We start from the raw sequence: 12,049 nt of genomic DNA, 5'->3' as shown, positions 1-12,049 counted from the left end.
TAGGTGCGTAATCTGTTCTTGGTTGGGCCGATGGGAGCCGGTAAAAGCACCATCGGCCGCATGTTGGCAAAGGAGCTCCGGCTGCCTTTCAAGGACTCCGACAAGGAGATCGAGGAGCGAACCGGTGCCAACATCCCCTGGATATTCGATGTCGAGGGGGAGGCCGGTTTTCGCGAGCGCGAGCGCGCCATGATCGCCGAACTCAGCGAGCTCGAAGGAGCTGTCGTCGCCACGGGCGGCGGCGTGATCCTTCGACCTGACAACCGGGCAGCGCTCCGTCAGGGAGGGCGGGTTATTTACCTGCATACCACCGTCGAGCAGCAAGTAAATCGCACCGCGAAGGATCGCAATCGGCCGTTGTTACGTACGCCGAATCCGGCTCAGATTCTTCGAGAGCTCATGGCAATTCGTGATCCGTTGTACCGCGAAATTGCGGACGTCATCATCGATACCGACGAGCGTCCGCCACGCCAGGTGGTACAGGAAGTGATCGATCGTCTTCGAGCGCTTGAGCCCCGTTAAAGCCAGGGCTGAAACGCGCTATTCTAGCGCCTCGATTCGGGGGCTAAATGCAGACACTTCAAGTTGACCTCGGGGAGCGTAGCTACCCCATCCATATTGGCGCGGGCCTGCTCGGGCAGGCTGAACTGTTGCTGCCACACCTAACAGGGCGTCAGGTCGCGGTCGTGTCCAACGAGACCGTGGCGCCGCTGTACTTGTCGCGTCTGCAGGCGGTACTGGAGGGCAGGCAGGTATTGCCTGTTGTACTGCCCGATGGTGAAGCGCACAAGAATATGGAAACGCTCCAGACAATCTTCGATGCGATGCTTACGAGCCGGCTCGACCGCAAGGCAACGGTGATCGCGCTCGGAGGCGGCGTCGTGGGCGATATGGCTGGCTTCGCAGCGGCGTGTTACCAGCGTGGCGTCAACTTCATTCAGATCCCGACGACGCTACTGTCCCAGGTTGATTCATCCGTCGGGGGCAAGACGGGAATCAATCACCCTCTTGGCAAGAACATGATCGGGGCCTTTTATCAGCCTAGCCTCGTACTCATCGACACTCAGACGCTGCGGACACTGCCAAGGCGTGAGCTCGCGGCAGGCCTTGCCGAGGTCATCAAGTACGGGCTGATCTGCGATGAGCCTTTCCTTGCCTGGCTCGAGCAGAACATGGACGCGCTTCTGTCGCTGGACGAGCAGGCGCTGACCTATGCCATCGAGCGCTCGTGCGCTGCGAAGGCCAAGGTTGTTGGAGCCGACGAAAGAGAGTCGGGTGTTCGCGCTACGCTCAACCTCGGCCACACCTTCGGGCATGCGATCGAGACCCACATGGGGTATGGGGTCTGGCTGCATGGCGAGGCAGTAGGCGCGGGAATGGTGATGGCACTTGAAATGTCGCAGCGTCTCGGCTGGATCGACATCGCGGCGCGCGATCGTGGCATTCGCCTGATCGCCCGCGCCGGGCTACCCGTCGTGCCGCCGGCCGAGATGACGCCGCAAGATTTCATGACGCACATGGCAGTCGACAAAAAGGTCCAGGATGGCCGGCTGCGTCTGGTCCTGCTGACCGGCATCGGTGAGGCAGTCGTTACGGACGAATATGCGCGCGACGCCCTGGATGCGACGTTGAGCGCCAACTATGTGGAACTGGCCGAACAGGCCGAGGTAAATCGAGAGTCACGATGAGTAGTTTGCACGCGGAAGAAGCGTTTCTCGATCATTATCAGTTTTCCCACGACCCCTTCGCGCCGAGGGTGCCGGGTTTCAAGTTCTTTCCCGCTCAGCGTAAGCCGGTGCTAGGACAGCTCCATCACCTCGCCCGTTACAGCCAGTTGCTACTGGTCGTCACCGGGCCGCTTGGCAGTGGAAAGTCCTTGCTGCGTCAGGCGCTGGTCGCAAGCACCAACAAGCAGGTGGTTCACAGCGTCGTGGCGTCCGCCCGAAATGGGGGTGATGCGGAATCCGTTCTGCGGCAAGTCGCGCAAGGTATAGAGGCGCCTCGCCATGAGGTGGGTGACCTGTTGGCGGCAATAAACGACCGTGCGCTGGCAGGCCAGGAAACCTACGTTCTCGTCGATGACGCAGAACAGCTGGAGGAATCGGCACTCGAGGCACTCTATGGTCTGGCGGCTGGGAATGGCGAATGTCGGGCTCACGTGTTCCTGTTCGGCGAGCCCTCGTTGACGTCTCAACTCGAGGCGTTCGGTGCTGGCGCTGAGCGTCACCATATCCTCGAACTGCAGCCGTATGAGCTCGCCGAAACGCAGGAATACCTGGCTCAGCGCCTGGAAGGTGCGGGGCAGGGCATCGAGGTATTCTCTGAAGAACAGATTGCCGACATTCACGAGCAATCGCGCGGTTGGCCGGGTGTTATCAATCAGGTGGCCCGCGATACCTTGATCGACAACATGCTGGCTGAACGTGGCAATCCCCGTTCAGGTGGTCTTGCCTTCACGTTGCCCCGCAAGCACATGGTGGCGGCCGGTGTCGTGATCGTAGCAGTGGCAGCGGCCTGGTTCATGCGGAGCGGCTCCAGCAATCACGTGTCAGCACCGGACGTTGCGAACAATTCGGCGGCGACGGCTCAGCCAGGCGCTGGCGGGGACAAGCCTGTCGTGGATTTCGGCGGCGGCAACCAACCGCTTTCGCTTCCCTTGAGCAATCAGAGCGATCCTGTGGTGCGGGAACCTTTGGCGCAGGCAGCCGGCCCCGAAGAGCGAGATAGCGGTGTGGCCGAAATGCTTGCGCCGCCATCAGGCAATACCGGTGCTGGGCGCCCGTCGGTAGCGCAGCCGTCAACGTCCGCGTTACCTGCGCCATCCAAGCCTGCCATGGCGGATATTCAGTCCTCGCCAGCGGCACCGGAAAAGCCCGCTGCTGCGGCTAGGCCACAGGCGCCAGCGGCCCAGGCCCCAGCGAAACCGGTAACTGAGCCTGCGAAACCACAGTCGGCGGCCTCCAGCGTAGGGTCCTCAGGCGGAGCGGCCTGGTATCAGGGGACTGCCGGTTCGCGCTATGCGCTGCAGATTCTCGGCACCAGTTCCGAAGAGACAGCGCGTGCATTCGTTGCTCAGCATGGCAGCGAATACCGTTACTTCCGTAAGATGCACGATGGCAAGCCGCTCTTCGTCATCACTTATGGTAGTTTCGCTGATCGCGCGGCCGCCCAGGCTGCGCTGAAGTCGCTTCCCGCACAGATTCAGGCAGGCAAGCCCTGGCCTCGCACCTTTTCGAGTATCCAGCAGGACATCAGCAGCGCTCGATAATCTCTAGCATCCAGTTCGTTATATTTCTTTCATCGTAGCGACATAGTCTTTCCGTACCTCGTCACAAAAATTTGTGACGAGGTTGGGCGCTATGTACAATGGCCTCCCTTTGCCTGGGTAAAAGCCTATCGCTGGGCTTGCCTACGGCTAAGTGTCTGATATATCGAACATTGCCTTCGAAGAAAGGCCGCTTGGTGAGAGTCCCCTATGAAAGCAGGTCTGTACCATCCTGAAGAGTTCAAGGATAACTGCGGCTTTGGCCTGATCGCCCATATGGAAGGTGTGCCCAGCCACAACCTTCTGCAAACGGCGATTGAAGCGCTGACCTGCATGACCCACCGTGGAGGGATCAATGCGGACGGCAAGACTGGCGACGGCTGTGGCTTGTTGATCCAGAAGCCGGACGCTTTCCTCCGGGCTATCGCGAAAGATACATTTGGAACCGATCTGCCGAGCATGTATGCCGTTGGCATGGTGTTCCTGAATCAGGACGAAACCAAGGCCAATGCCGCTCGCGAAAACATGAATCGCGAGATTCGAGCAGCCGGCCTCGATCTGATCGGATGGCGTCAGGTACCTATCGATCCCAGTGTCCTTGGCACCCTCGCGCGTGAGCGTCTCCCGCGTATCGAACAGGTGTTCATCGGGGGGAATGGCCTGGATGACCAGGCATTTACCGTCAAACTGTTCAGCGCTCGTCGCCGTTCGTCCGTTGCGAACCAGGACGATACCGAGCATTACATCTGCAGCTTTTCGCACAAGACGATCATCTATAAGGGTCTGATGATGCCGGCCGACCTGGCCGCGTTCTATCCAGACCTGGGCGATGAGCGCCTTCAGACATCGATCTGCGTATTCCACCAGCGTTTCTCGACCAATACGCTGCCGCGTTGGCCGCTGGCACAGCCGTTCCGCCTCCTGGCACACAACGGCGAGATCAATACGATCACGGGTAACCGCAACTGGGCCCAGGCGCGCCGGCCGAAATTCGCGAACGAGCAGATACCGGATCTTGATGATCTCGGTCCGCTGGTCAACCGCGTGGGTTCCGACTCGTCGAGCATGGATAACATGCTCGAATTGCTTGTCACCGGCGGCGTCGATCTGTTCCGCGGCGTGCGGATGATCATTCCGCCGGCCTGGCAGAACGTCGAAACCATGGATGCCGACCTGCGCGCATTCTATGAGTACAACTCCATGCATATGGAGCCCTGGGACGGTCCGGCGGGTGTGGTGCTGACGGACGGCCGCTACGCTGTGTGTCTGCTCGACCGTAACGGCCTGCGTCCGGCGCGTTGGGTCACCACGACCAATGGCTATATAACGCTCGCATCCGAGATTGGCGTCTGGGACTACAAGCCACAAGACGTTATCGCGAAAGGGCGCGTTGGCCCGGGCCAGATCCTGGCGGTGGACACTGAAACCGGCCAGGTGCTGCACACGGACGACATCGACAACCGCCTCAAGTCGCGCCATCCGTACAAGCAGTGGCTGCGCAAGAATGCCCTGCGCATTCAGGCCACCCTGGACGATCATGACCATGGCTCGGCGTTCTACGACGCCGACCGTCTCAAGCAATACATGAAGATGTTCCAGGTCACCTATGAAGAGCGTGACCAGGTGCTGCGTCCTCTGGCCGAGCAAGGGCAGGAAGCGGTAGGCTCCATGGGCGACGATACGCCGATGGCGGTGCTGTCCAAGCGTGTCCGCTCGCCATACGACTACTTCCGCCAGCAGTTCGCGCAGGTGACCAATCCACCGATCGACCCGTTGCGGGAAGCGATCGTCATGTCGCTGGAAACCTGCCTCGGTGCGGAGCGCAACGTCTTCGAGGAAGGCCCCGATCACGCCAATCGTGCCATTCTGACCTCGCCGGTCATCTCGCCTGCCAAATGGCGGACGATCATGACCCTCGAGCGCCCTGGCTTCGATCGTCAGGTCATTGACCTGAACTACGACGAATCCATTGGGCTGCAGGCCGCCATTCGTAACATTGCCGAACAGGCTGAAGAGGCCGTTCGTGCCGGGCGTTCGCTGCTGGTTCTGAGTGACCGTGCCATTGCGGAAGGTAAGCTGCCCGCGCATGCGGCGCTAGCGGTTGGCGCCGTGCACCATCATCTGGTGGAGAAAGGCCTGCGGACCGATTGCAACATCCTTGTCGAAACCGCCACCGCGCGTGACCCGCATCACTTCGCTGTGCTGCTGGGCTTCGGTGCAACGGCGGTGTACCCGTTCCTCGCCTACGAGGTGCTGGGGGACCTGATCCGTACAGGCGAGGTGCTGGGCGATCTCTACGAAGTCTTCAAGTACTACCGCAAGGGGATTTCCAAGGGCCTGCTGAAGATTCTCTCGAAGATGGGGATCTCGACGGTGGCATCCTACCGGGGGGCCCAGCTGTTCGAGGCCGTGGGCCTGTCCGACGAAGTTGTCGACCAGTGCTTCCGGGGTGTTGCCAGCCGCATCAAGGGCGCCCGCTTCGTCGATCTCGAAGTTGAGCAGAAGCTTCTGGCACATGAAGCCTGGAGCAACCGCAAGCCACTGCAGCCGGGCGGTTTGCTGAAGTACGTCTATGGTGGCGAGTATCACGCCTACAATCCGGACGTCGTCGCGAGCTTGCAGGTTGCCGTTCAGCAGGGCAGCTACGAGAAGTTCAAGGAATACACCGCGCTGGTGGACAGCCGCCCTGTCGCAATGATTCGTGATCTTCTCAAGGTGAAGGTCAGTGAAAACCCGTTGCCGCTGGAGGAAATCGAGCCACTCGAAGCGATTTTCAAGCGCTTCGACGCGGCCGGCATCTCGCTGGGCGCACTTTCGCCCGAAGCACACGAGGCGCTGGCCGAGGCGATGAACCGCCTGGGCGGCCGCTCGAACTCGGGCGAGGGCGGCGAAGACCCGTCGCGCTACGGCACGATCCGCACGTCCAAGATCAAGCAGGTAGCGACAGGCCGTTTCGGGGTTACTCCAGAGTATCTGGTCAACGCCGAGGTCTTGCAGATCAAGGTCGCGCAGGGCGCCAAGCCCGGTGAGGGCGGTCAACTTCCAGGCGGTAAGGTCAACGGACTCATTGCGCGCCTGCGCTACGCCGTTCCGGGTGTAACGCTGATTTCGCCACCGCCGCACCATGACATCTATTCGATCGAAGACCTGGCCCAGCTCATCTTCGACCTCAAGCAGGTCAACCCGGGTGCGCTGGTCTCCGTCAAGCTGGTGGCCGAGCCAGGCGTAGGAACCGTCGCCGCGGGCGTCGCCAAAGCCTATGCCGATCTGATTACCATTTCGGGATATGACGGCGGAACAGGCGCATCACCGATCACCTCGATCAAGTACGCCGGCTCTCCGTGGGAGCTGGGCCTGGCCGAGGCGCACCAGACGCTGCGTGGCAACGACCTGCGCGGCAAGGTGCGGGTACAGACGGATGGCGGCCTCAAGACCGGCCTCGATGTCATCAAGGCGGCCATCCTGGGTGCTGAAAGCTTTGGCTTCGGTACTGCGCCGATGGTTGCGCTGGGCTGCAAATACCTGCGTATCTGCCATCTGAACAACTGTGCAACCGGTGTCGCCACGCAGAACGACAAGCTGCGTAAGGATCACTTCATTGGCACCGTCGACATGGTGGTGAATTTCTTCACCTTCATCGCCGAGGAAACCCGTGAGTGGCTGGCAAGGCTGGGCGTGCGTAGCCTGGGCGAGCTGATCGGTCGAACCGATCTGCTCGAGCAGCTGCCGGGCGAGACCGAAAAGCAGCAGCATCTGGACCTGAGCCCGCTGTTGAACAGCGACGCCATTCCGGCTGACAAGCCGCAGTTCTGCCAAGTGGAGAAGAACCCGCCGTTCGACCAGGGCCTGCTGGCCGAAAGAATGGTCGAGATGGCTGCGCTGGATATCGCTGAGAAACGTGGCGGCGAATATGAACTCGATATCTGCAACTGCGACCGCTCGATCGGCGCGCGGATATCAGGCGAAATCGCTCGCAAGCACGGCAACCAGGGCATGGTCGATGCGCCGTTGACCTTCCGGTTCAAAGGTACTGCCGGCCAGAGCTTCGGTGTCTGGAACGCGGGTGGTCTCAACCTGTACCTCGAAGGTGATGCCAATGACTACGTTGGCAAGGGCATGACCGGCGGTAAGCTGGTCATCACGCCGCCGAAGGGCAGTGCGTTCAAGAGCCAGGAATCCGCGATCATCGGTAATACCTGTCTTTATGGCGCGACAGGTGGCAAGCTCTTCGCCGCCGGCACCGCAGGCGAGCGCTTCGGTGTTCGTAACTCGGGTGCTCACGCCGTCGTTGAGGGTACCGGTGACCACTGCTGCGAATACATGACTGGCGGGTTCATCTGCGTGCTCGGCAGGACGGGCTACAACTTCGGTTCGGGCATGACCGGCGGCTTCGCCTATGTGCTCGACATGGACAACAGCTTCGTCGACCGGGTCAACCACGAGCTCGTCGAGATCCAGCGGATCAACAACGAAGCGATGGAAGCCTATCGCAGCCATCTGCAGTCTGTGCTCGCCGAGTATGTCCGCGAGACAGGTAGCGAATGGGGCGCCAACCTGCACGAGAACCTGGAGGACTACCTGCGCCGGTTCTGGCTGGTCAAGCCCAAGGCCGCGAGCCTCAAGACGTTGCTGTCCACGACGCGCGCCAACCCGCAATAAAAAGCTGCATGCATCAGGCCGCGACGGCACGTCCGTTGCGCCTGTCCGGCACCGTGATGATCGAGCGGCGTGAAGCCTGCCGCTGCCGTTAGAGGTTTGTGAAATGACCGAACGTCTTAATAACGACTTTCAGTTCATCGAAGTCGGACGCAAGGACCCGAAAAAGAAACTGCTGCGCCAGCGCAAGCGGGAATTCGTCGAGATTTATGACGCGTTCAAGCCGCAGCAGGCTGCCGACCAATCGCACCGCTGCCTCGGCTGTGGTAACCCCTACTGCGAGTGGAAGTGCCCTGTTCACAACTTCATTCCGAACTGGTTGAAGCTGGTATCCGAGGGCAACATCCTGGCCGCGGCCGAGCTGTCGCACCAGACCAACACGCTGCCGGAAGTCTGCGGCCGCGTATGCCCGCAGGACCGCCTGTGTGAGGGTGCCTGTACGCTCAACGACGGGTTCGGTGCGGTCACCATCGGCTCGGTAGAGAAGTACATCACCGATACTGCCTTTGCCATGGGCTGGCGTCCGGACATGTCCAAGGTCAAGCCGACCGGCAAGCGTGTCGCCATCATTGGCGCCGGGCCCGCCGGGCTGGGCTGTGCGGACATTCTTGTGCGCAACGGTGTGACGCCCGTCGTCTTCGACCGCAATCCGGAAATCGGAGGTCTGCTGACCTTTGGTATCCCTGAGTTCAAGCTCGAGAAGAGCGTCCTGACACGTCGCCGGGAAGTATTCACCGGCATGGGTATCGAATTCCGTCTGAACACCGAAGTGGGCCGCGACATCACCATGCAGCAGTTGCTGGATGAGTACGACGCCGTCTTCATGGGCATGGGCACCTACACCTACATGAAAGGTGGTTTCCCGGGTGAAGACCTCGAAGGCGTGCACGACGCACTCGACTTCCTCATTGCCAACGTGAACCGCAATCTCGGGTTCGAGAAGCTGCCCGAGGACTTCGTCGACATGAAGGGCAAGCGGGTCGTGGTGCTCGGTGGTGGCGATACGGCCATGGACTGCAACCGCACATCGATTCGTCAGGGCGCGAAATCCGTAACCTGCGCCTACCGTCGTGACGAGGAGAACATGCCGGGCTCGCGCAAGGAAGTGAAGAACGCGAAGGAAGAGGGTGTGAAGTTCCTCTTCAACCGTCAGCCCATCGCGATTGTTGGTGAAGACAAAGTCGAAGGGGTGAAGGTCGTGGAAACGCGCTTGGGCGAGCCCGACGCGCGCGGCCGTCGCAGCCCTGAGCCGATCCCGGGTTCGGAAGAGATCATCCCGGCCGAAGCTGTGCTGATCGCGTTCGGCTTCCGTCCGAGTCCCGAGCCATGGTTCCAGGAGTTCGATATCCAGACCGACAGCCAGGGCCGCGTTGTCGCACCCGGCATCGGTCAGTTCAAACACCAGACGAGCAACCCGAAGATCTTTGCGGGCGGCGACATGGTGCGGGGTTCGGACCTGGTCGTGACCGCTATCTTCGAAGGCCGTACGGCCGCAGAAGGTATCCTGGATTACCTGGAAGTCTGACCGAACCTGCGCTCTATTGGCGCGATAGGGTGAAAGGCACGGCGTTCGCCGTGCCTTTTGTTTTTGCGTTTGCGACAATGCCGGATCATTCTGCTGCCGGGATTGCCGTGTCCATGACTGTTCTGAAGAACGACCGTTTCCTTCGCGCCCTCGCCGGGCAGCCTGTGGACGTTACGCCCGTCTGGATGATGCGCCAGGCCGGCCGTTACCTCCCCGAGTACCGTGAAAGCCGCGCCAAGGCCGGCGACTTCATGAGCCTGATGCAGAACCCGTCGTTCGCCTGCGAAGTCACGCTTCAACCGCTGGACCGTTATCCGTTGGACGCGGCCATCCTCTTTTCCGACATCCTCACGATCCCCGACGCCATGGGCCAAGGCCTTTATTTCGAGACCGGCGAGGGCCCGCGGTTTCGTAAGGTGATCGATACCGCGGCCGACGTCGACGCATTGCCGATTCCCGATCCCGATGCGGACCTTGGCTATGTGATGGAGGCCGTGCGGACGATTCGCAGCGCCTTGAACGGTCGGGTGCCGCTGATTGGCTTTTCCGGCAGCCCGTGGACGCTGGCTACCTACATGATCGAAGGTGCGTCCTCCAAGGATTTCCGCAAGAGCAAGGCAATGCTGTACGACCAGCCCGAGGTCGTTCATGCGCTGCTCGACAAGCTTGCCCGATCGGTTACGTCGTACCTGAACGGGCAGATCCGCAATGGTGCCCAAGCGGTCCAGATCTTCGATACCTGGGGTGGAAACCTGTCCTCGGCGGCTTACCTGGAGTTCTCTCTGGCCTATATGAAGCGCATCGTGGATGGCCTGATCCGTGAGCATGACGGCCGCAAGGTCCCAGTGATCCTGTTCACCAAGAACGGTGGGCTGTGGCTCGAGCAGATGGCTGACGCCGGGGCGGATGCGTTGGGTCTGGACTGGACGTGTGATATTGGCGAGGCGCGCCGCCGTGTAGGGGATCGCATCGCGCTGCAGGGCAACATGGACCCAAGCGTCCTCTATGCACGCCCGGAGGCCATCCGCCGGGAAGTGGCTCGCATCCTGGCGTCTTACGGCAAGGGTTCAGGGCACGTCTTCAACCTGGGCCATGGCATCACACCCCAGGTCGATCCCGCCAACGCAGGCGCGTTCATCGAAGCCGTCCACGAGCTGTCGGCGCCCTACCATCAGGGCTGACAGGCCCCGTCAGGCGCGCTGCAGGTTCAGCGCGCCCTGAGCCAGCGGCGGCACACGCGCCAGATGCAGGGCGACCAGTACCGATAGCCCCAGCAATGCAGCGACAAACGCGCCCACGCCCGCCCATCCGAATCCGTGCCAGAACAAGCCTCCGAGCGTACCGGCAAGGCTTGAACCCACGTAGTAGCTGAACAGATAAAGCGATGAGGCCTGGGCCTTGGCGACCGGCGCCCGCTTGCCGATCCAGCTACTGGCGGTTGAGTGCGCGCCGAAGAAGCCGAATGTGAACAGCAGCAGGCCGGGCAGGACGAGCCAAAGCGGTTCGAACAGCGTAAGAAAGAGCCCTCCAGCCATCAGCGCTATGACGGCCCAAAGCACCTTTCCCCGGCCCATACGATCGGCTAGCGAGCCGATGAAAGCAGAGCTGTAGATACCCGAGAGATAGACCACGGAGATCAGACCGACCCATGCCTGGCTCATATGGTACGGGGCGTCCAACAATCGATAACCGATGTAGTTGAATACGGTCACGAAGGCACCCATCAAGAGGAACCCCTGCAGGAACAGCCAGGGCAAGCCGCGATCGCGGAAGTGCAGGGTAAAGCCGTCGATGAGATTGCCCAGGTTGAGGCGGCGCGGGCGAAAATGTCGCGATTCCGGCAGGATTCGCCAGAACACCAGTGCGGCGGCGAGCGCGACGAGGCCGAGTACCGCCAGTGCGATCCGCCAGGAGACGAAGTCCACCATGACGCCGCTTACCAAGCGCCCGCTCATCCCACCAATTGCATTCCCGCTGATGTAGAGCCCCATGGACAGACCGATAAAGCGCGGATGGATCTCCTCGCTCAGGTATGTCATGCCCACGGCTGCAAGCCCGCTGAGCGCCAGGCCGATAAGGGCGCGGAAGACGAGCAGCGCATACCAGTCACTCGTGACGGCACACGCCAGGGTGCAGAGCGCCGCGGCCAGCAGCGAAACCACCATGATCGATTTGCGGCCGACCGCATCTGAGATGGGGCCTGTGATCAACAGGCCGATCGCAAGCATCGCAGTGGAGATGGACAGAACCAGACTGCTGCTAGCCGCATCGAGCCCAAAGTCATCCGAAAAGATCGGCATTAGCGGTTGCACGCAGTAAATCAACGCAAACGTTGCAAATCCGCCAGCGAACAAAGCAAGCGAGGTCCGCACAAACTGCGGCGTGCCTTTTTCGATATAGGGTTCATCGCCGGGGGTATCGTTACGCGTTTCGGCGTCCGCAACCGCAGCCTCGGTCAACGCCGCGCGCTCCGACGCATCGGGACCAGTACTCATGAATCAAACCTCTGCACACAAGCCACGCGCCCGCAGCACTTGCCGTGAGGCAGCGCGCGGGACGGTGTTGGAATTGGAATGTGTAACAGGATAGGAGTGCCCCACTGG

The 12,049-nt window shown here is 61.0% G+C and carries 7 protein-coding genes; 6 read left to right on the top strand and 1 reads right to left on the bottom strand.

Going from position 1 to position 12,049, the window contains the following annotated elements; genetic code table 11:
- The first annotated feature begins 3 nt into the window (after positions 1 to 3).
- The 6 genes from aroK (at position 4) to hemE (ending at position 10,627) form a co-directional block, all read left to right on the top strand.
- Positions 4 to 522, top strand: a complete 519-nt coding sequence (aroK, locus tag ACY8D3_RS16230; RefSeq protein ID WP_462379840.1) for a shikimate kinase AroK — start codon at positions 4 to 6, stop codon at positions 520 to 522.
- Between the two features lie 47 nt (positions 523 to 569).
- Complete coding sequence (gene aroB, locus ACY8D3_RS16225; RefSeq protein ID WP_462379839.1) at positions 570 to 1,688, top strand: 3-dehydroquinate synthase; 1,119 nt, start codon at positions 570 to 572, stop codon at positions 1,686 to 1,688.
- A complete protein-coding gene (locus tag ACY8D3_RS16220) occupies positions 1,685 to 3,268 on the top strand; it encodes an AAA family ATPase (protein ID WP_462379838.1) in 1,584 nt (527 codons plus the stop codon). The genes aroB and ACY8D3_RS16220 overlap by 4 nt, the downstream gene beginning before the upstream one ends.
- Positions 3,269 to 3,475: 207 nt before the next feature.
- Positions 3,476 to 7,924: a glutamate synthase large subunit gene (gene gltB / locus ACY8D3_RS16215; protein WP_462379836.1), complete on the top strand. Its 4,449-nt coding sequence runs from the start codon at positions 3,476 to 3,478 to the stop codon at positions 7,922 to 7,924.
- Positions 7,925 to 8,027: 103 nt separating this feature from the next.
- On the top strand, positions 8,028 to 9,446 hold the full coding sequence (locus tag ACY8D3_RS16210) for an FAD-dependent oxidoreductase (RefSeq protein WP_462379835.1): 1,419 nt from the start codon (positions 8,028 to 8,030) through the stop codon (positions 9,444 to 9,446).
- A 113-nt stretch (positions 9,447 to 9,559) separates the two neighbouring features.
- Positions 9,560 to 10,627 (top strand): uroporphyrinogen decarboxylase, encoded by a 1,068-nt coding sequence (hemE, locus tag ACY8D3_RS16205; protein ID WP_462379834.1) that lies wholly within the window; start codon positions 9,560 to 9,562, stop codon positions 10,625 to 10,627.
- Positions 10,628 to 10,636: 9 nt separating this feature from the next.
- On the opposite strand, the gene ACY8D3_RS16200 is transcribed toward hemE, so the two are convergent.
- Positions 10,637 to 11,941 (bottom strand): MFS transporter, encoded by a 1,305-nt coding sequence (locus ACY8D3_RS16200; RefSeq protein ID WP_462379833.1) that lies wholly within the window; start codon positions 11,939 to 11,941, stop codon positions 10,637 to 10,639.
- Positions 11,942 to 12,049 lie beyond the last annotated feature (108 nt).

Source organism: Pseudomonas sp. Marseille-QA0892 (assembly GCF_054950135.1).
The sequence above is the reverse complement of the archived record's forward strand: the minus strand, read 5'-3'. Positions and strand labels throughout refer to the sequence as shown.

Bases quoted from the DNA above. Each gene is read 5' to 3' on its own strand.
- aroB (WP_462379839.1), top strand. From the start codon at position 570: ATGCAGACACTTCAAGTTGACCTCGGGGAGCGTAGCTACCCCATCCAT.
- ACY8D3_RS16220 (WP_462379838.1), top strand. From the start codon at position 1,685: ATGAGTAGTTTGCACGCGGAAGAAGCGTTTCTCGATCATTATCAGTTT.
- gltB (WP_462379836.1), top strand. From the start codon at position 3,476: ATGAAAGCAGGTCTGTACCATCCTGAAGAGTTCAAGGATAACTGCGGC.
- ACY8D3_RS16210 (WP_462379835.1), top strand. From the start codon at position 8,028: ATGACCGAACGTCTTAATAACGACTTTCAGTTCATCGAAGTCGGACGC.
- hemE (WP_462379834.1), top strand. From the start codon at position 9,560: ATGACTGTTCTGAAGAACGACCGTTTCCTTCGCGCCCTCGCCGGGCAG.
- ACY8D3_RS16200 (WP_462379833.1), bottom strand. From the start codon at position 11,941: ATGAGTACTGGTCCCGATGCGTCGGAGCGCGCGGCGTTGACCGAGGCT.